Source organism: Corynebacterium lactis RW2-5, assembly GCF_001274895.1.
Lineage (GTDB): Bacteria > Actinomycetota > Actinomycetes > Mycobacteriales > Mycobacteriaceae > Corynebacterium > Corynebacterium lactis.
In genome coordinates this window covers 315,488-333,976 of sequence record NZ_CP006841.1, presented here as the reverse complement: position 1 = coordinate 333,976, position 18,489 = coordinate 315,488, and the positions used below count along the sequence as shown (strand labels likewise).

Annotated in this window: 18 protein-coding genes; 6 read left to right on the top strand and 12 right to left on the bottom strand. The window is 62.8% G+C overall.

Annotated elements, in window-relative coordinates; all coding sequences use genetic code 11:
* Position 1 precedes the first annotated feature (1 nt).
* Positions 2 to 940, bottom strand: coding sequence for a Ppx/GppA family phosphatase (locus CLAC_RS01370; protein WP_211255362.1), 939 nt, complete (start codon positions 938 to 940; stop codon positions 2 to 4).
* Between the two features lie 34 nt (positions 941 to 974).
* On the opposite strand from CLAC_RS01370, the gene CLAC_RS01365 reads away from it, so the two are divergent.
* Positions 975 to 1,910 (top strand): DUF3109 family protein, encoded by a 936-nt coding sequence (locus CLAC_RS01365; protein ID WP_053411383.1) that lies wholly within the window; start codon positions 975 to 977, stop codon positions 1,908 to 1,910.
* A gap of 27 nt (positions 1,911 to 1,937) precedes the next feature.
* On the opposite strand, the gene CLAC_RS01360 is transcribed toward CLAC_RS01365, so the two are convergent.
* The 5 genes from CLAC_RS01360 to mshA all read right to left on the bottom strand — a co-directional run bounded on the left by CLAC_RS01360 (position 1,938) and on the right by mshA (position 6,676).
* Positions 1,938 to 2,633, bottom strand: a complete 696-nt coding sequence (locus tag CLAC_RS01360) for a response regulator transcription factor (RefSeq protein WP_053411382.1) — start codon at positions 2,631 to 2,633, stop codon at positions 1,938 to 1,940.
* A gap of 19 nt (positions 2,634 to 2,652) precedes the next feature.
* Complete coding sequence (locus tag CLAC_RS01355; protein WP_156324733.1) at positions 2,653 to 3,825, bottom strand: sensor histidine kinase; 1,173 nt, start codon at positions 3,823 to 3,825, stop codon at positions 2,653 to 2,655.
* A 175-nt stretch (positions 3,826 to 4,000) separates the two neighbouring features.
* Positions 4,001 to 4,747 carry a phosphoglyceromutase gene (locus CLAC_RS01350; protein WP_053411381.1) on the bottom strand — a complete coding sequence of 249 codons (747 nt, stop codon included), beginning with the start codon at positions 4,745 to 4,747 and terminating at the stop codon, positions 4,001 to 4,003.
* Positions 4,748 to 4,816: 69 nt separating this feature from the next.
* Entirely contained in the window at positions 4,817 to 5,305 is a 489-nt protein-coding gene (locus CLAC_RS01345; RefSeq protein WP_053413171.1) for a type III secretion system chaperone family protein, read from the bottom strand.
* 42 nt (positions 5,306 to 5,347) lie between these two features.
* Positions 5,348 to 6,676: a D-inositol-3-phosphate glycosyltransferase gene (mshA, locus tag CLAC_RS01340; RefSeq protein WP_053411380.1), complete on the bottom strand. Its 1,329-nt coding sequence runs from the start codon at positions 6,674 to 6,676 to the stop codon at positions 5,348 to 5,350.
* Positions 6,677 to 6,914: 238 nt separating this feature from the next.
* On the opposite strand from mshA, the gene CLAC_RS01335 reads away from it, so the two are divergent.
* Positions 6,915 to 8,723 carry a long-chain-fatty-acid--CoA ligase gene (locus tag CLAC_RS01335; RefSeq protein ID WP_053411379.1) on the top strand — a complete coding sequence of 603 codons (1,809 nt, stop codon included), beginning with the start codon at positions 6,915 to 6,917 and terminating at the stop codon, positions 8,721 to 8,723.
* Between the two features lie 31 nt (positions 8,724 to 8,754).
* Here CLAC_RS01335 and CLAC_RS01330 read toward each other — a convergent pair whose 3' ends face one another.
* The gene (locus CLAC_RS01330) at positions 8,755 to 9,933 is read right to left on the bottom strand and encodes a UDP-N-acetylmuramate dehydrogenase (protein ID WP_053413170.1); all 1,179 of its coding nucleotides are present in this window, start codon (positions 9,931 to 9,933) and stop codon (positions 8,755 to 8,757) included.
* 73 nt (positions 9,934 to 10,006) lie between these two features.
* Here CLAC_RS01330 and CLAC_RS01325 point away from each other — a divergent pair, with 73 nt between their 5' ends.
* From CLAC_RS01325 to purU, 4 genes are read left to right on the top strand one after another with little or no spacing between them, the layout of a single operon-like run.
* Entirely contained in the window at positions 10,007 to 10,501 is a 495-nt protein-coding gene (locus tag CLAC_RS01325; protein ID WP_053411378.1) for a DUF2505 domain-containing protein, read from the top strand.
* 59 nt (positions 10,502 to 10,560) lie between these two features.
* Positions 10,561 to 11,385, top strand: coding sequence for a hypothetical protein (locus CLAC_RS01320; protein WP_053411377.1), 825 nt, complete (start codon positions 10,561 to 10,563; stop codon positions 11,383 to 11,385).
* Between the two features lie 54 nt (positions 11,386 to 11,439).
* Positions 11,440 to 12,213, top strand: coding sequence for a hypothetical protein (locus CLAC_RS01315; RefSeq protein WP_053411376.1), 774 nt, complete (start codon positions 11,440 to 11,442; stop codon positions 12,211 to 12,213).
* Positions 12,214 to 12,230: 17 nt separating this feature from the next.
* Entirely contained in the window at positions 12,231 to 13,136 is a 906-nt protein-coding gene (gene purU, locus CLAC_RS01310) for a formyltetrahydrofolate deformylase (RefSeq protein WP_053411375.1), read from the top strand.
* Between the two features lie 170 nt (positions 13,137 to 13,306).
* Here the strand turns inward: purU and CLAC_RS01305 are convergent, their stop codons facing one another.
* The 5 genes from CLAC_RS01305 to CLAC_RS01285 form a co-directional block, all read right to left on the bottom strand.
* Positions 13,307 to 13,654: a DUF2516 family protein gene (locus CLAC_RS01305; protein WP_053411374.1), complete on the bottom strand. Its 348-nt coding sequence runs from the start codon at positions 13,652 to 13,654 to the stop codon at positions 13,307 to 13,309.
* A 77-nt stretch (positions 13,655 to 13,731) separates the two neighbouring features.
* Complete coding sequence (locus tag CLAC_RS01300; protein ID WP_082312975.1) at positions 13,732 to 15,108, bottom strand: DUF445 domain-containing protein; 1,377 nt, start codon at positions 15,106 to 15,108, stop codon at positions 13,732 to 13,734.
* Between the two features lie 167 nt (positions 15,109 to 15,275).
* Positions 15,276 to 15,680: a hypothetical protein gene (locus CLAC_RS01295; protein WP_053411373.1), complete on the bottom strand. Its 405-nt coding sequence runs from the start codon at positions 15,678 to 15,680 to the stop codon at positions 15,276 to 15,278.
* Positions 15,681 to 15,721: 41 nt separating this feature from the next.
* Positions 15,722 to 16,471, bottom strand: coding sequence for a succinate dehydrogenase/fumarate reductase iron-sulfur subunit (locus CLAC_RS01290; RefSeq protein WP_053411372.1), 750 nt, complete (start codon positions 16,469 to 16,471; stop codon positions 15,722 to 15,724).
* The gene (locus tag CLAC_RS01285; protein ID WP_053411371.1) at positions 16,471 to 18,489 is read right to left on the bottom strand and encodes a fumarate reductase/succinate dehydrogenase flavoprotein subunit; all 2,019 of its coding nucleotides are present in this window, start codon (positions 18,487 to 18,489) and stop codon (positions 16,471 to 16,473) included. The genes CLAC_RS01290 and CLAC_RS01285 overlap by 1 nt, the downstream gene beginning before the upstream one ends.

The following is an 18,489-nucleotide window of genomic DNA, read 5'->3' as shown; positions in this document are numbered from 1 at the left end:
CTCATCCCTCTCCGTTTAAGTCGCTGTCCAGTCGTCGGAAAATAATGCCCTCGCGCAGAGCCCACGGACAAATATCTACCTTATCTAGTCCCAATGCTCGCATACTAGCTTCGGCGACGAGTGCACCGGCAACGATTTGGTGAGAACGGTTCGAGCTGACGCCCTCCAGCTCCGCGCGGTCGGCCGCGGTCATACGGGAAATAAAGGCGATCAGCTGGCGCAGGCCCGCTGCGGTGAGAGTACGACGAACCCTAGGACCCGCGGCAGACGGCGCCGCACCAGTCAGGCGGGCGAGCGTGCGGAACGTCTTAGAGGTCGCAACCGCGAGGTCGGGCTCACCCAGGGTGCGCAGGTGGCGGGCCGGCTCGACAAGCTCGGCGTCGATGTAGTCGCGCAGCAAGTCGATCTTCTTCCGCGATGGCGGGTCGGTGTCGAACCACTCGTGGGTCAGGCGACCAGCGCCGAGCAGCAGCGAGTACGCGGCCTCCGGGTCCTCGTCGGTGCCGGAGGTCAGCTCCAGGGAACCACCGCCGATATCGAGGTTGATAAGGCGCCCCGCGGACCATCCATACCAACGTCGAACCGCCAGGAAGGTGAGCCGGGCTTCGTCCTCGCCGGAGAGAATCTGCAGATTGATGCCGGTTTCCTTCTCCACATGCGCGAGCACATCGTCGGAGTTGGCGGCATCGCGGACTGCGGATGTGGCGAAGCTAATCATCTCTTCGCACTTCATCTGCTCGACCAATTCCTTGGCCTCGGCGATGTAGCCGGTCAACTTGTCGATTCCCTTGGCGGACAGGTTGTTGTCCTTATCCAGGTACTCAACCAATTTCATGGTGGACTTGGAATCGCTCATCGGGGTGGGGTGCCCACCGCGACGAGCATCGACCATCACCAAGTGGACGGTATTACTGCCTACGTCTAATACACCTAATCGCACCCTTGCTAGGTTAGACGGTCTACCCTGTATCGGTGTGAATTATCCCCACCCCCGGCCCGGCCGAGGCCCAGCCCCCTCAAAGCGCGAGGTAGCCTTCGATTTCCCGCGCGAATGGTTCGAGTTCGCCCACCCCGACGACCCAAACCACATCATCACCTGCGACCTCACCTGGCTGATGTCCACCTACGCGTGCGCCTTCGGCACCTCCGCCTGCCGCGGGATTGACGCCGACAACGCCGATGTCGGCTGCTGCGGGCACGGGGCCTTCCTCACCGATGAGGAAGACCGAGAGAGGCTTATCGACGTCGTGCGCCGCATGGAGGGCTCCTCCGCGGCGGCCCCGAAGTGGTGGCAAAACCGACCCGAGGATGCCCCCGCGTGGCTGGAAAACTACGAATCGGATCCGGAGGAAAAGCTGGAGCCGTGGCTGGTCTGGGACGAACTCGATGATGAAAACGGAGAACCAGAACCGGCGCTAAAGACCAAGGTCGTCTCCGGCGCCTGTATTTTCGCCAACCGCGCGGGATGGGAAAACGGCCCGGGCTGCTCTATCCACCAGTGGGCCGTCTCTGAGGGCATCGATCCGGTGAAGGTGAAGCCGGATGTGTGCTGGCAGCTGCCGCTGCGCCGCTTGGAGGATTGGGAGGAGCGCCCGGACGGCGAGGAAATACTACGCACCACCATCACCGAATACGACCGCAGAGGTTGGGGCAACGGCGGGGAGGACTTCGACTGGTACTGCACCGGCGACCCCGCTACTCACGCGGGTGGCGAGCCTATCTGGAAGACACACAAATCGGAACTTGTCGAGCTGCTCGGCGAAGAATGCTACGACATCCTGGCGCAACACTGTACCGCCCGCGAGGCGGCGGGTGCTGCGAAAGCTTTCGGCCCGAGTGGTTACCCGCTGCTGGCAATCCACCCGGCGACCCGTGCCGCGGCGGAGGGACTGGCACCGGACGAGGTTTAGCGTCCGGCGCTCGGTTCAAGTCCCGCGCTAGTCCTCGAACTTGTAGCCGAGGCCTCGCACAGTGACGAGATACTCCGGCGAGGAGGGGTTGCGCTCAATCTTGGAGCGCAGACGCTTGATGTGCACGTCGAGGGTCTTCGTATCTCCGACGTAGTCCGAGCCCCAGACCCGATCAATGAGCTGGCCACGGGTGAGGACTCGCCCACGGTTGCGCAGCAGGTACTCGAGAAGATCAAATTCTTTCAGCGGCATGGAGATTTCCTTGCCTTCGACCGTGACGACATGGCGCTCGATGTCCAGCATGACAGAGCCGCCGCGCAGGACCTCTTCGTACTCCGCCGCTTCTTCCTCGGCTTCGTCGACGCGCCCGCGCCGCAGAACAGCACGGATGCGGGCGATGAGCTCGCGGGAGGAGTACGGCTTCGTCACGTAGTCGTCCGCGCCAATCTCCAGGCCGACGACCTTGTCAATCTCGCTGTCTCTGGCGGTGACCATGATGACCGGCACATCGGACTTCAGGCGGATGTTCTTGCACACCTCGGTGCCGCTCATCCCGGGGAGCATGAGGTCGAGCAGGACAATGTCCGGCTCGGCCTTGCTGAACTCAGCCAGCGCCTCCTGCCCGTCGGCTGCCAAGCGGACCTGGAAGCCTTCGCGTTCCAGCAGGAACGCCAGCGGCTCGGCCAGTGCCGACTCATCCTCGACAATCAGTACCTCAGTCACGAGTTGTAACAGTCCTTCCTCAGTCCTCAGCCTTTTTCGATGGCTGATCCTGCTTCTCCAGAAGCGGTAACTCAATTGTGAAAGTCGATCCCGTTCCGGGTCGACTCCACAGCTTAATGGCGCCCTTGTGGTTAGCGACGACGTGCTTAACAATCGCCAGCCCCAGGCCTGTGCCGCCCGTGGCCCGAGAACGAGCCTTGTCCGCACGGAAGAAGCGCTCGAATACTCGCTTCTGGTTGGCCACGGAAATACCGATACCTCGGTCGGTGACACGAATTGCCACGGTGTCGTTGTCCTCCATCACCGCGGTGACGGATACAGGTGTCGCCTCCGGCGAGTAGTTGATCGCGTTGGTCACAAGGTTCGACACTGCGGCAACTAGCAGCGAGCGGTCGCCCTTGACGACCAGCCCAGGCTGACAGTCGACGTTAACCTCTATCCCCGCCTGCTCGGACAGCATCGAGTTGCGGCGCACCGCGGCCGTCACGATCTCCTCGATGTCGAGCGGCTCCATATCGGGCAGCGGTTCAGCGCCCTGCAACTTGGACAGTGAAATCAGCTCGGTGATCATCGTCGACATGCGCTTGGATTCGCGCTGTAGGCTTTCGCTGAAATGCTTCACCGCTCCAGGGTCATCCGAGGCCTCGCTCAGGGCCTCCACCAGCAGGCTCATCGCGCCGACCGGCGTCTTCAGCTCGTGGGAAACGTTTGCGACGAAGTCTCTACGGGCGGCCTCCATGCGGGCCAGCTCCGACTCGTCGGTGGCGTAGAGAACCACAAACCGGTTATCCACCAACGACAGCGGTGCCACCTGACAGCGGACGATGGTGTCCGGGGCACCGGACCTGCGGGCGGGAAGCACGAGCGTGAGCTCCTGCTCCTCCTGCGTATCGAAAACCTTGGTGGCAACTTCCCAGCCGACATCGTTTAGCCGACGCTCATAAACCAGGCCCAGCTTGTGAGCCTGGGAGTTCGACAAAATGATGTCGCGGGAAATATCCACGACCACCACGCCGGTCGGAGACCCCTGAATAGCCAAGTGCAGTACCTGAGCCATCGTTGTCACGGAGTTGTCCGCGTCCGCGCGGCGCTTCTTTACCTTCTGGTAGACCCCACCGACAACGCCGCCCAGAATCAGCACGGCAGCCATGGCGGCTGCGCCGATCAAAGCGGCGATGATGACATTAAACACGCGTAATACCCTAACGGCTTTTCGCCGGCTTCGCGCGGGCTAGCACCCGCCACACTAAAAAGCAGGGGCACCCCAACCGGAAATTCCATGACCATGTAGGCCATAAACAAACCAAATCGGGGTACCCCCACCGTAAGGAGTAGATTCAAAACCTACAGATAAGCCCTCGCAGAAACTACTTGTTGCCCTGCGCAGCGACAGCGGCAGCGCCTGCAGCAGCGGCCTCCGGGTCGAGGTAGGTACCACCCGGGTTGAGGACCTTGCCCTCGACATCGAAGTCGTAGACCAGCGGAATGCCAGTCGGGATGTTCAGGCCAGCGATGTCTTCATCAGAGATGCCGTCGAGGTGCTTGACCAACGCACGCAGCGAGTTGCCGTGCGCCGCAACCATCACGGTCTCCCCCGCCTTCAGGCGCGGCAGAATCTCTTCCTCGAAGTACGGGACGAAACGCTTAACGACGTCCAGCAGGCACTCGGTCTGAGGAACCTTGTCCAGGTTCGCGTAGCGCGGGTCGTGCGCCTGGGAGTACTCGTTGTCAACATCGAGCTCCGGCGGCGGGGTATCGTAAGAGCGGCGCCAGGACATGAACTGGTCCTCGCCGTACTTCTCCTTGGTCTCGGCCTTGTTCAGGCCCTGCAGTGCACCGTAGTGGCGCTCGTTCAGACGCCAATCACGAATGACCGGAATCCACAGCAGGTCAGCGGTATCGAGTGCGATGTGCGCGGTGTTGATCGCACGACGCAGCAGCGAGGTGTAGAGCACCTGCGGCTTCAGCCCAGCGTCGACCAGCATTTCGCCGGCGCGGACAGCCTCTGCGCGTCCCTTGTCGGTAAGCGCAACGTCGACCCAGCCCGTGAACTGGTTAGATGCGTTCCACTCACTCTGGCCATGACGGACAAGAATCAGTTTTCCATTGCTCATACTCACAATTGTGCCCGAACAACGCCGGTCGCGCTTTTTCGTTCCCCGCTAAATGGGCTGTCGACCAGTTCACTCGACCATATGACGGAACTGCTCCAGGTTTGCCAGGTTCTCCCCGCGGTCGACGCGCCACTCCCACTCCTTCTTAATCGCGGTGGCGAAACCGCGTTCCAGAATGTGATTGAAGTCCCCGTCGGCCGTTTCGAGGACCTGCCCCAGCAAGCGATCGAGGTCATCGTCGGAAAGCGAAGCGGGAAGCTGGCCCACCAGGTAGATATCGCCGTCGGCATCGATGGTGTAGGCGATGCCAAACAGGCGGCGGTTGCGCTGCAGCAGCCACTGGTAGACGCCCTCGCGGTTCTCGTCTACCGCGCGGCAGACGAACGCCTCGACGCGCAGCGAATCCGGCGCGGGGATAAGTCCAAGAACCGTCTTGAGCTTGCGCTTTCCGGGAAGGACAACGACCGCGGCCCCACCGGAGATGCCATACTCGACACCAATTCGGTCGAGCTGCTCGGCGAGGAGATCCAACAGTTCGTTGCCGGCTTGATTTCTCATCTTCTCGTCCACCCTTCCCTGCGGGCCATTAATTGTCAGTAATTAGTTCTCGCGCATGACCGTGGAACCCCCGGCATCGCGGGTAGCACCGGGGCAACAATCCCCCGCGGCTGAAGCCCGATGATAGACATCCGCGAGACGATCCACCGTCTTTTGCCAAGAAAACTCCATCGCATGCTCGCGGGCCTGGCGGGCCAGCTTGAGGCGCAGCTCGTCATCCTCGACGAGTTTGCCCAGCGCATCGGCCCAAGGCCCCTTTTCGTGGCCGTCGACGAGAAGGCCACTAATTCCATCGGCGACCGCAATGGGCAGGCCGCCGACATTGGCCGCCACGACCGGGGTCCCGGTGGCCTGTGCCTCCATGGCGACCAGGCCGAAGGTTTCGTTGTAGCTGGGGACCGCCACGATGTCCGCAGCCTGGTAGAGCCGCGCCAGGTCCTCCGGAGGGCGCGGGGCCATGAAGCGCACCAGGTGATCAATCCCCTCGGACGCGGCCAGGCCTGTGAACTCGTCGGGGGCGGCCAGCCCCGAACCCGACAGCCCGCCGCAGACGATTACACGAACGTTAGCCTCCGGGTTTCGGCGCAGCATCTCACCGACCCCGCGCAGCAGCACCTGCGGACCTTTCAACCGCTGGAGCCTACCGACGAACAGAATCACCTTGGCGTGCAATGGGATCCCCAGCTCGCGTCTGGAGCGCTCCGTCGCCCGGTCACTGCCCGGCGAGAACAGCTCGACGTTCACCCCGGGCGGCACGACGTCGATGGACTGAAGGTTGGCGTCGTGCAGGTCCGCCAACTGGTTCGCCTCGGCCTGGGTATTGACTACGAGACGGCAGGCGTTATCCACAATCTGCTGCTCGCAGATGCGCCGCGACTCCGGCTCCGGCGTATCCCCCGCAGCCAGGTGCATGTTCTTGACCGCAGCCAGGGTGTGTGCGGTGTGCACGAAAGGAACCCGCCAAAGGTCGCTGAGAAGCCAGCCAACCTGACCGGACAGCCAGTAGTGCGAGTGGATGAGGTCGTAACGGGCCCCCTCCCGCCGCGCGAACTCGAGAACGCCTCCGGCGAATGCCGTCATCTGCGTGGGCAGCTCTGACTTCTCCAACCCCTCGTACGGGCCGGCGACGATATTGACGACCCTGAAGTTGTCCGCCACCGGGATAATCTCGCCGTCGCTCGAGCGAGTCGCCCTGGTGAACACGTCGACCTTCACTCCTCGGCGCGCCAACTCTTCGCAGGTGCGCAGAACGTAGACGTTCATCCCACCAGCATCCCCGATTCCTGGCTGCTCCAGCGGGGAGGTGTGCATGGAGATCATCGCGATGCGCTCAGGCAACGCCGTAACCTCAGGCGTCGATGTTTCAGACATGCCTCCTAGATTGCCCCCGGCAGCCACAATGCCGCAAACGCCCCTATTCCCCAGCGGCAACCCGATTGCACACCCGCGGGATTTCCCCGGCAAAATCACCCCCGGTCGACACCAAACCTACGCTCTCGTAGGTTAGTATCGCTAAACAAATAGCAAGGATTTACGTCGGAAAGCACGGTCCCAACGGCCTTTCGTCGTGTCTCCTATGCTTTAGAGAGCAACGCTATAGGAGGACTCCATGACCGATACCTCGAACTCCACTGGCGAGCAGGGATCGAACGCCGCCGTGCGCAAGGCCTGGCTCGACCTGTATCCGGACTGGACCCCGCCATCCATCGACTACGGCCACGACACTCTGCTGGATGTCTACCGCCGAACACTGGATTCCTACCCCAACCGCAAGGCGCTGACCTTCTTCGGCCGCTCCACCACTTACGCGGAGCTCGACGCCAAGGTCCGCAGCACCGCCGCCGGCCTGCGCGCCCTCGGTGTAGCTAAGGGCGACCGCGTCGCGCTACTGATGCCGAACTGCCCGCAGCACGTCATCGCCTACTGGGCCGTCCTGCACCTGGGTGCTATCGCCGTCGAGCACAATCCGCTCTACACCTCACACGAACTGGAGCACCCCTTCAACGACCACGGCGCGCGCGTCGCCATCGGCTGGGATAAGACAGTGCCCGTGCTGGAGGAGCTGCGCCGCACCACCCCGCTGGAGACGATCATCGCAGTCAACATGCTGCAGGATCTCCCCCTTATCATGCGCGCCGCCCTCGCACTGCCCATCCCGAAGCTGCGTGCCTCCCGCGAGAAGCTGCACGCCTCCGCCCCGCAGGTCCTCGGTTTCGACGCCCTGCTTCACGACGCCGTGGGCGGCGACGGCCGCCACATCGTCGCGGACGAGACCATTACGCCGGACGACACCGCCGTGATGATGTACACCTCCGGCACCACCGGTTCCCCCAAGGGCGCACAGCTGACCCACAAAGGCCTGGTCGCGAATATTTTGCAGGGCAAGGCATGGGTCCCCGGCCTCGGCAGCGAGCGTGAGATTTCGCTTGGCGTGCTGCCAATGTTCCACGCCTACGGCCTGACCATCGTCACCAACCTGACAATGCTTATTGGCGCGGAGCTCGTCCTGGTTCCGGCGCCGGAGATTCCCCTGATTATGAAGGTGATGAAGTCCAACCGCCCAACCTGGGTTCCGGGCGTGCCGACCCTCTACGAGAAAATCGTCGAGGCGGCCGAGCGCGACGGCGCTAATCTCTCCGGCGTGAAGTACGCATTCTGCGGCGCCTCCACCCTGCCGGTGAGCCTGGTGGAGAATTGGGAGAAGCTAACCGGTGGACGCCTCGTGGAGGGCTATGGCCTGACCGAGACCTCGCCAATCATCGTCGGTAACCCGATGGACGGCAACCGCCGCCCGGGCTACGTCGGCATCCCCTTCCCCGACACCGAAGTAGCGATTGTCGACCCGGAAGATCCGACCTCACTGCGCGCCGACGGCGAGGAGGGCGAGGTGATCGTCCGCGGTCCGCAGGTCTTCAGCGGCTACCTCAACCTCCCAGAGGCGACAGAAAAGTCTTTCACTGACGGCCCGGCCGAGCTTCCCGAGGGGCCGCGCTGGTACCGCACCGGTGATGTCGGAGTGATGGAACCGGACGGCTTCATCAAGTTGGTGGCCCGTATCAAGGAAGTCATCATCACCGGTGGCTTCAACGTGTACCCGGCCGAAGTCGAGGAGGTGCTGCTGTCCCACCCGGACATCACCGACGCCACTGTCGTCGGCCTGCCGAAGCACGACGGCTCCGAGATGGTTGTCGCGGCGATTACACTGGCCGACTACGCCCGCCTGGACTCCGAAGCCTACCGCGATCACTGCTACTCAAACCTCACCCGTTACAAGGTGCCCCGCGCGTTCTTCCACCTGGAGGACCTGCCACGCGACCAGATGGGTAAGGTGCGCCGACGCGACGTGCGCGACGTATTGCTCAAACAGCTTGAAGAGCGCGGCCAGACCGTGGACTCGCTGGTGCGCAAGCGCCGCTAGAAGCTGGCTGCTAGCCGTTAACCGCTAACCACTAACCGTCGATGCTGACGCCGACCCACACAGGCTCCGGCTCCAGTGTCACGCCGAAAGCAGCGTGGACTCCGGCGCGGATGTCTCGGGCGAGGGCCACGAGATCGTCAGCCGTCGTCGGCGTGCCGTCACCTGACTCGCCGCGGTTGGTAAGCGCCAGCGTGTGCTTCGTGGAAAGACGGGCCGGGGCTCCCTGCCCCGGGTAGCCCTTGGGGAACCCGGCGCGCTCAATCAGCCACGCCGCCGACAGCTTCGCTTTGCCCTCTTGCCCCGCGCCGGCCGGGAATACCGGCATCGTCACAGCCTCGTCTGCCCCGCGGCGCTCGGCGACCTTGGCGCGAACGGTCTCCACCTCGGACTCGTCGATAATCGGGTTGGTGAAAAAGGATCCGGCCGACCACGTATCGCGATCCTCTGGCTCAAGCACCATGCCCTTGCCCCGACGCAGCTCCAGCACCACCTCGCGCACCTGGTCAGAGGGACGGCGAATCTCTCCGGCGGCGGCCTCGGCCTCGTCGACGCCAAGACGACGGGCAAGCTCGCCATAGCGCAGTGGCACCGACATGCCATCGATGCTCAGCTCAAAGCGCACGGCTAACACCACCGCGCGGTCCGTGAACTTTAGGTTCGAATAGCGATAGGACAGCTCCAGGCTCTCCGGGGATACCCATTCGACCTCGCCGGAGGCCCGGTCGTAGAGCTGCACAGCATCCAGAACCTGGGAGACCTCCGCGCCGTAAGCGCCGACGTTTTGCACCGGTGTCGCACCTGCGGACCCCGGGATGCCCGACAGACATTCCAGTCCGCCGAAGCCCGCGTCGACGCTCATCTGCACAATCTCGTCCCAGACCGCGCCCGCCTCGGCCTCGATAATCGCGGCCGTGGACTCCAGGCCGTGGCCCCGCGTGCTCATGGTCACGGCGTCAGCCTCAATCACCACAGCGACCAAGGCGCCCGGCTGGTCCGCAACAACGAGGTTTGAGCCACCGCCAACGATGAGCAGGGGCACGTTTTCGTCGTCAAGCCGACGGACCACCTGGGCCACGGCGTCAGTGGTGGAGCAGCGCACAACGGCGCTCGGGGTACCGCCCAGGCGGAGCGTAGTCAGCGAGGAGAAGGCGGTGTCGGTGCTGACCTGTGCCCCATCGACCGAGCGGAGGCCGTCTACGACAGCGGAGATACGGGAGGGGTCGGCAAAATCTGATACTTCGTGCACGCCCCCAGCGTAGTGGCAAACCCGTATTATCTACAGCATGACTACGCGCAACACCCATACGGTGAATTTCACGCAGCCCGTCGACAAGATCTACGCGTCCCTGACCGATGCCAGCTTCTGGGAGAAGGTCGCCAACCGTTTCTCCGCAGCCGAGGGCAAGGTCGAGAAGTTTGAGACCTCGGAGGCCGGCACCACCGTCGTCATCCGTCAGTCCGTCGCGGCCGACAAGATTCCGGACCAGGCTCAGAAGTTCGTGAAGTCCGGCGTCTCCCTGACCCGCACATTCGTCATCAGCCCACTTGCCGACGGCACCGCAACCAGCACTGTCACCACCGAGACCTCGGGTGTCCCGGTAACGTTCCAGGCGACCCAGAAGCTCGCAGGCCAGGGCGAGGGGTCAGTGCTAACCACCGATTCCGAGTTCTCCATTACCGTCCCACTGGTCGGCGGCATGCTCGAGGGCAAGGCCGCGCCGTACCTGGAGCGCGTCCTCGACGCCGAAACCGCGGTCCTGGCAGAGCACGCGGCGTAGTAGCGCCTGGCCTGCCTGGCCTGCCTGGTCTGCTGGCCGGTGGCGTAAACTCAGCGGCTGTGCCGCACTATCACAATCTCCGCGCGTCCTGGGCCTCGCAGGGGCCACAGGGCGTCGTCACACGCGGCACCACCGGGTTCAATCGCCTGCGAAGGTCCGACCGTTGGCTGCGCTATCACCTGGACGTGCAGCGCCTGCTGTGGCACGCGGAGGCTCCCCTGGCCATCGATATCGGCTACGGCGCCAGCTTCACCACCACCGTGGAGTGGGCGCGGTGGCTGCGCCAAATTCGCCCCGATATTACCGTCACAGGCGTGGAGATTGAGCCCTCTCGGGTGCTGCCTCCCCGCGACGGCGTCACCTTCGAGCTCGGCGGCTTCGAAATGGCCGGGCACTCCCCTCACCTGGCCCGCGCCTTCAACGTCCTGCGCCAATACGACGCCGCGGACGTCGAGGACGCCTGGCGCGAGGTAACCTCCCGGCTGACCCCAGGAGGCCTCTTCTTGGAAGGCACCTGCGACGAAATCGGCCGACGCGCCGCCTGGGTACTTTTAGACGCCTCCGGCCCCCGCACCTTGACCCTCGCCTGGGATCCCTTCGGCGCCGAACGCCCCTCCGACATTGCCGAGCGGCTCCCCAAGGTGCTGATTCACCGCAATATCCCCGGCGAACCCATCCATGCCCTGCTCACCGCCGCCGACCGCGCGTGGGACATCTCAGCAGGGTGGGCCCCGCACGGTCCCCGGGTCCGCTGGCGCAAGGCTCTCGAGCTGCTTGCCGACGATGCCCCGGTCGCCCGGCCTCGCCGTAACATCCGCGACAATGTCCTCACCGTGCCCTTCGGCTTCGTGGCCCCCGAGTATGAACAGGGTTGGACTGGCTAAGGGGAAACGGGCGAAGGCTAGCCAGAATCCGGCCCGTAGTGGACACTGGGTGTTATGAGTTCATCCCGTAGGCGCTCCTCAGGAGTGAAAGTCGTCCCCACGATCATCGGCATCGTCATTGTGCTGGCCGTCATCGCCATCGCGGCCGAGATTGGTGTCCGCTACTTCATCGGCGAGAAAATCTCCGAAGGTTTTCAGGAGGAGTCGGCCCGCCGCGGTGTTGCGACGCAGCTGCACCCCAAGGCGAGCTTCGGGTCCTCTCCGGTTCTTCCTGTGCTGGTAACGAAGGAGATTTCGCACCTGGAGGTAAACACCCCGTCGACGCTGGAGGTCAAAGATCCCGCTGCGCTGTCCGGCCAGCCGGAGGTCATTGGCGACCCCGCTGCGAAAATTGTGATGGCCAAGGTCAACGCCGCCAATCCGGACGATCCGGTGGCTGGCAGTGCCCGCATCGAGGTGACTTTATCCCCGGAGCTGCTGCAGGCACTGGCCAACAGGAAAACCGGAGCTCGGATTAGCTCCGTCACTCCCCTGCCTGGCGACGGAGTCTTCGACGTGCAATATTCCTCCGGCATAGCCACTTCGAAGTTGCGCCCCGTCCTCGACGGCGGGAATCTCAGCGTGAACCTCGAGGGAGGCTCCGTTCTGGGGCTGAACCTCGACGGTCTGGCTAAATTCATCGGCGATAACAACGGCAACGTTTTCAGTCTCGCCGTCGGGCATGGCCTGAGCGTGGACGAGGCGAATGTCACCGACGAGGGACTGGCCCTCGTTCTCAGCGGCGCGGATTTGCCACTGTCGACCGTGTCTCAACTGCACTTTGAGTAGTAGGTAAAGTAATCAGAATGACTCGCTCCCTTCTGACCACTAATAACGGCATTCCCGCGCAGCGCCAGTACATCTTTTCGCTGGGCTGCCCGGATCGCACCGGTATCGTATCGACGCTGTCGACATTCCTCGCCGACATCGGCGCCTGGATTACCGAGGCCGACTTCTTCTCCGACCCGGAAACCGGTTGGTTCTTCACCCGCCAGGCCGTTCGTGCTGACGAGCTGGATATGGGGGTCGACGAGCTGCGCGAAAAGTTCGCCGAGCTAGTCGCAGACTGGGGCCCTGAGGTGCGCTGGAAGGTCACGGATACTGCGGTCGCAAAGCGCGCCGTCATTCTGGTTACCCGCGAGGGCCACTGCCTGCAGGATCTGCTCGGCCGCGTCGCGCAGTCGGACTACCCGATGGAGGTCGCGGCCATCGTCGGTAATCACCGTGACCTGGAGCCGCTGGCGCAGGCCTACGGAATCCCCTTCCACCACGTGCCTTTCCCGAAGGACGCGGTGGGCAAGCGCAAGGCGTTCGACCAGGTCGCCGAAATTGTCGACGCCGAAAACCCCGACGCAATCGTGCTCGCCCGCTTCATGCAGATTCTCCCGCCGGATCTGTGCGAGAAGTGGGAAGGCCGCGCCATCAATATCCACCACAGCTTCCTGCCGTCCTTCATGGGCGCCCGCCCCTACCTGCAGGCTTACCGACGGGGCGTTAAGCTCATCGGCGCTACCTGCCACTATGCAACGCAGGACCTGGATGACGGCCCCATCATTGAGCAGGATGTCATCCGTGTTTCGCACAAGTACACGGCTCGGGACATGCAACGCCAGGGCCGGGATGCGGAGAAACAGGTGCTGGCCCGCGGCCTGCGCTGGCACCTAGAGGACCGCGTCCAGGTTTACGGTAACCGAACGGTCGTATTCAGCTAGTCCCGCTAGGCTCAGCTAGGCGGCGCGCGCTGCCCTTGCGCCGCCTCAACGCACTGTAGCGCTCGTCCGTGACTTTAGAGCACGCTATCAGCTGTGCTGAAGTCATAGACGAGCGCTACAGTGCTTTTGGTTGCGCGCGACCTATCCGCGACCTGACCGCCGCGGGACCTCTACCAGCCCTGGGCGTTCGAGAGGATGTCCTTGATCTGGGGACGGACATCCAGCCAGTACACGCCGGTAATAACCAGCCCGGCAATAACCGGAATGCCCAGCATCATCCAGCCAAGCCACGGCAGCAGCAGGAAAAAGGCTGATCCGACGAGGATGCCGGCCCATACGTTCCGGCTCTTGCGGTCCGCTGCATCGAAGGCGTCGGCACGCGTGAGAATCACCAGGATCGCGCCAACCAGCGCGAATACCCCGACAATCATGGGAATGCCGAAGCGGAACAACAGCTCCATGTAGGCGTAAATGGCTTCCAACGGAGCGGAGGTGAGGCTGGGCAGTGCGGGCAGCAAGGGCTGGCTCCTTATAAATGTCTTTGATTTAGTGCGGACGGTTCTTGTAGTTAGCGCGTAACTGCGGCTACTTCATGCTAGCCGAAGAACAGCGTAGACAGAGTGTAGATTGCTAGACCCGCGAGCGAACCGACAACAGTGCCGTTGACGCGGATGAACTGGAGGTCGCGGCCAACCATCAGCTCAATCTTGTCCGATGCCTCGTCGGCATCCCAGCGGGCGACGGTCTCAGAGATGATAGATGTGATTTCTCCGGAGTAATTCTCCGATACGAAAACCACAGCCTTCTCCAGCCGGTCGCCCATTCTGCTGCGCAATTCGGCGTCCTCATTGACTCGCTGGCCGTAGCGGGCCGCGGTCTCGGAAATCTTCCGGCGCAGCAGCGACTCCGGGTCACGGGCGGCGTCGATGAGCTTTGTCGAGGTGGATTCCCACATCTTTGCAGGCGCAGACGTAACAGCGGCGGAGGAGAGAATATCGCTCTTTAATTCCTCCACCTTGTTAATGGTCGCTTCGTCGTTCTGCAGGTCGTCGGCAAGCTGAGTGAGGAAGCGGTGCAGCGCCTGGCGGGCGTCGTGGTGAGAATCGTGCGCGACGTTCCAGGTCCAGTCGACAAGCTCGCGGTAGACCTTGTCACCAATCAGGTCATTGACGAAGCTCGGCGCCCACGAGGGGGCGCGCTCGCCGACCATGCGGTCGATAAGGGGCTGGGCGGTCAGCGACTTGCGGTGCAACCAGTCCGCGAGCTGCTGCACGATGGGCTCGGTACGCCCCTCCTCAATCAGCTGCCCGAGCACGCGTCCCGCCGGAGGTCCCCATTCAGGCGCGGCCACCTCATCGATGACGGCCGTCTTGAGAACCGCCGCGGCATCGTCAGAGTCCACGGCCTCCAGAGCATTGCCGGTGAACTTACCGACCTGCGCCGAGACCTTGTCAGCGTTTCCGGGCTCGACCAGCCACTGCCCCACCCGCTCCGGAATCTGAGCCTTGCGAACCTTGTCCACAATCAACGTAGGATTCAGGAAGTTATCGCCCACGAACTGCGCCAGCGATTCGCCAACCTGATCCTTCTTCCGGCGCACGATTGCCGTGTGCGGGATGGGGATTCCCAACGGATGCCTGAACAGAGCAACCACCGCGAACCAGTCCGCCAGCGCGCCGACCATACCAGCCTCCGACGCCGCCCGAACATAGCCCACCCACGCCGGAATCGCCTCGCCTGCCGACGTATGGCTGGATTCGATCCAGCGGCAGGTGAAGTAAACGGCCGTCGCAATAATGAGCAGCGCAGTAGCAAAAGCCTTGGCCTTGCGGAGCTGACTACGCTTTTCCGCCTCCACCTCGGGAGACGGGCCGGGGACCTCCAGGCGGTGCTCGGGGGCCTGATGGGCTTCCGGCTCGGACTTGGCGTGACGGCCGCGACGAGGCTCACTTCGCCCTGCAATTTTTTCCATGTACTCAGGTTAAGCGCCCGAAACAGAAAAACGCCACTGAGCCTCGCCCCTGCCGTGAAGCGATTGCTTCACCGCGAGGACAAGCTCAGTGGCGTCTGGTGTGGAGGTGCGCGGGCAACCTCTAGTGGACCGCTGCTACAGGAACGTATTCCTGAAGGATGCTGCCACTAGTGGTGTCCACCGAACTCCTTCTTGTAGGCCTTGTATGCTCGGCGGCCAATCGAGATGCAGGTGAAACCTGCAACGACCAGCACGATAGCGACAATCAAGCCACCCCACAGGAACAGGGAGCCATCGAAGTTGGTCCACTGATCAGAGTAGCTGGTGTAGTCCATCTCACCATTAGCAATAACACCGTGGCTGTGTGCCGAGTTGGAGGTGTCAGAGTAGACGGTGGTGGCCAGACCGAAGATGAAGGTACCCCAGGCTGCCAGAGAGGCAAGAACCAGCCCCATGCCAATCCAGGTGATGCTTCGGTGGAGCGACGAGTACTCAGCATTCATGCTCTGCGGCACGTAGCCGTCCACGAAGTGCTCTTCGCCCGGGTAGCGCTTTGCGACTGCATTCGCCATTGTTGTTTGTCCCTTCTGGAAAACCTGTTTGAGGAAAGAGTTTAGTCGTCCTTACCGCGGAAGAATGCGCGAGCGCGTTCCTTGGTAATAGCGGCAACTGCGGTCAGCGGGATGCCTGCCGGGCAGACGTCCGCACACTCACCGTAGAGGGAGCAAGGACCGAAGGTACCTTCGACCTCGTCGACCATCTTGCGGGCGCGCTTGCCACGCTCTTCCTTACCCAGCGGGATCAGGGAGAGGTGAACCAGCTTCGCACCGGTGAACAGGTGAGCAGCGCCGTTCGGGCAAGCTGCGACACAGGCACCACAGCCGATGCAGGCTGCGTGGTCCAGAGCGAACTCTGCCTTCTCGTGGTTGAGGTGCAGGGTGTCGGCATCCGGAGCGGTACCGGCGTTAATGGAAACGTAGCCGCCCTTCTCCAGGACGCGGTCGAGCGCAGAGCGGTCGATGACCATGTCCTTGATGACCGGGTATGCGGCGGAGCGCATCGGCTCGATCTTCAGGGAGTCACCATCGTTGAACTGGTGCAGACGCTGCTGGCAGGTCGGGGTGTTCTTGCCCGGGCCGTGTGGACGGCCGTTGACGTTCAGGCCACAGGTACCACAGATACCCTCGCGGCAGTCAGAAGCGAACGCGAACGGCTCCTTGCCGGACTCGACGTACTTGCTGTTGACGTGGTCAAGCAGCTCCAGGATCGACATCTCCGGGACGGCGTCGTCGACGTCAACGGATTCAAAGTGTCCCTCGACGTTCGGACCTGCTTGGCGCCAGATTTCAAGGTGCAGTTTCATTACTTGTAGTTCCTTGTCATGAGCGGGACGGCTTCGAAGGTCAGGGGCTCGGCGTGGCGAATGAACTCATTGCCTGTCAGGTCCCAGGCAGGACCGTTGTTGCCGCGCTCCCATGCGGAGACGAAGCACCAGTTAGCGTCGTCGCGCTCTGCTTCGCCATCTTCGGAGATGTGGTCATCGCGGTAGTGCGCGCCACAGGACTCATCACGGTCGAGGGCGTCGACACACATGAGCTCGCCGAGGTCGATGTAGTCGGCGACGCGGTTTGCGTACTCCAGCTGCTGGTTCATTTCCTTCGGGTCACCCGGGATGAACAGGTCAGACCAGAAGGCCTTGCGCAGTTCACGGATCTCCTCGATACCCTTGGCCAGGTCTTCCTTGTTACGAGCCACACCGCAGTCACGGTAGAGAATCTCGCCGAGCTGGCGGTGGAAGTACTCAGCACCGTGGCTGCCCTGGATGCTCATCAGCTTGTCCAGGCGAGCCTGGGCACGGTTGAGCGCCTCAACAGCCTCGGGTGCATCCTCTGCCAGGCGCTCAGTGCCAAGCAGCGGGCCAAGGTAGTTCGGGATGGTGAACGGCAGGGTGAACCAGCCGTCAACCGACCCGGACAGCAGCGAGTTAGCACCAAGGCGGTTAGCGCCGTGGTACGTCCAGGATGCCTCGCCACCGGTGAATAGACCCGGGATGGAGGTCATCTGGTTAAAGTCGCTCCACAGGCCACCCATGGTGAAGTGGCAGGTCGGTGCAATACGCATCGGAACCTTGTACGGATCCTCACCGATTGCCTCTTCGTACATCTGAATCAGGTTGGAGTAGCGCTCCTTGATAACCGGCTGCCCCAGACGCTCAATTGCGTCGCGCAGATCCAGGTAAACGGAGTTCTTCAGCGGGCCAACACCGTAGCCGGCGTTAATCTGCTGGGAGTTCGCACGGGATGCCACGTCACGCGGGACGAGGTTACCGAACGCCGGGTAACGACGCTCCAGGAAGTAATCGCGCTCGTCCTCCGGGATATCGTTGGCCGGACGCTCGTCGCCCTTCTTCTTCGGGGTCCAAATACGTGCGTCATTACGCAGGGACTCGGACATCAGAATGGTCTTGGACTGCCAGTGCGCGTTGACCGGAAGGCCGGTCGGGTGGAACTGGATGAAGGACGGGGATGCGAAGTAAGCACCCTGGTCGTACGCACGCATGATGGCGGAAGCGTTGGAGTTCTTCGCCAGCGTGGACATGTGGTAGACGTTGCCGTAACCACCGGTAGCCAGGATGACGGCGTGAGCGGTGTGGACCTTCAGCTCGCCGGTAATCAGGTTGCGCATGATGGCGCCCTGGCAACGGCCGTCGGCGACGATGATGTCAACCAGCTCGTTATGAGTGAAGATCTCGACGTTGCCCAGGCCAATCTGGCGCTGCAGGGCCGAGGTGGTCGACAGCTGCAGCTGCTGACCTGTCTGGCCACGGGTGTAGTAGGTGCGGGATACCTGGACGCCACCGAAGGAACGGGTGGCCAGGGTTCCGCCGTACTCGCGGGCGAACGGAGCACCAATGGCGTTCAGGTGGTCGATGACGCGAACGGACTCGACGGCAAGACGCCAGCAGTCGTTCTCGCGGCAGCGGTAGTCGCCACCCTTAACGGTGTCCTTGACGTGGCGGTATGCACCGTCGTTGTCGACCTTCTTACCGCGGGCGGAGTTGACGCCACCCTGAGCGGCGATAGAGTGCGCACGGCGCGGAGCATCGTGGTAGGTGAAGACCTTGACGTCGTAGCCCAGCTCACCCAGAGCTGCAGCCGCAGCGCCGCCTGCCAGGCCGGTACCGACGACCATGACGCGGAACTTACGACGGTTTAGCGGGGAGACCAGGTTGGCGTGATCCTTCTGGTACTGCCAGTGATCGCGCATCGAGGCCTTGTCGCCCGGGGAGTTGTCGGTCAAAACCTTGCCGATAACAACGCCGTCGACAGCGCTCGCAGGAGCCTTGAAGTCGGTAGCGACAGTTGCTTCAGTGTTGCTCAT

Excerpts from the sequence above, each read along its gene's own strand:
- purU (WP_053411375.1), top strand. The coding sequence starts at position 12,231 with ATGACTCGCTCCCTTCTGACCACTAATAACGGCATTCCCGCGCAGCGC.
- CLAC_RS01335 (WP_053411379.1), top strand. The coding sequence starts at position 6,915 with ATGACCGATACCTCGAACTCCACTGGCGAGCAGGGATCGAACGCCGCC.
- CLAC_RS01300 (WP_082312975.1), bottom strand. The coding sequence starts at position 15,108 with ATGGAAAAAATTGCAGGGCGAAGTGAGCCTCGTCGCGGCCGTCACGCC.
- mshA (WP_053411380.1), bottom strand. The coding sequence starts at position 6,676 with ATGTCTGAAACATCGACGCCTGAGGTTACGGCGTTGCCTGAGCGCATC.
- CLAC_RS01345 (WP_053413171.1), bottom strand. The coding sequence starts at position 5,305 with ATGAGAAATCAAGCCGGCAACGAACTGTTGGATCTCCTCGCCGAGCAG.
- CLAC_RS01315 (WP_053411376.1), top strand. The coding sequence starts at position 11,440 with ATGAGTTCATCCCGTAGGCGCTCCTCAGGAGTGAAAGTCGTCCCCACG.
- CLAC_RS01350 (WP_053411381.1), bottom strand. The coding sequence starts at position 4,747 with ATGAGCAATGGAAAACTGATTCTTGTCCGTCATGGCCAGAGTGAGTGG.
- CLAC_RS01295 (WP_053411373.1), bottom strand. The coding sequence starts at position 15,680 with ATGGCGAATGCAGTCGCAAAGCGCTACCCGGGCGAAGAGCACTTCGTG.
- CLAC_RS01290 (WP_053411372.1), bottom strand. The coding sequence starts at position 16,471 with ATGAAACTGCACCTTGAAATCTGGCGCCAAGCAGGTCCGAACGTCGAG.
- CLAC_RS01285 (WP_053411371.1), bottom strand. The coding sequence starts at position 18,489 with ATGAGCAACACTGAAGCAACTGTCGCTACCGACTTCAAGGCTCCTGCG.
- CLAC_RS01325 (WP_053411378.1), top strand. The coding sequence starts at position 10,007 with ATGACTACGCGCAACACCCATACGGTGAATTTCACGCAGCCCGTCGAC.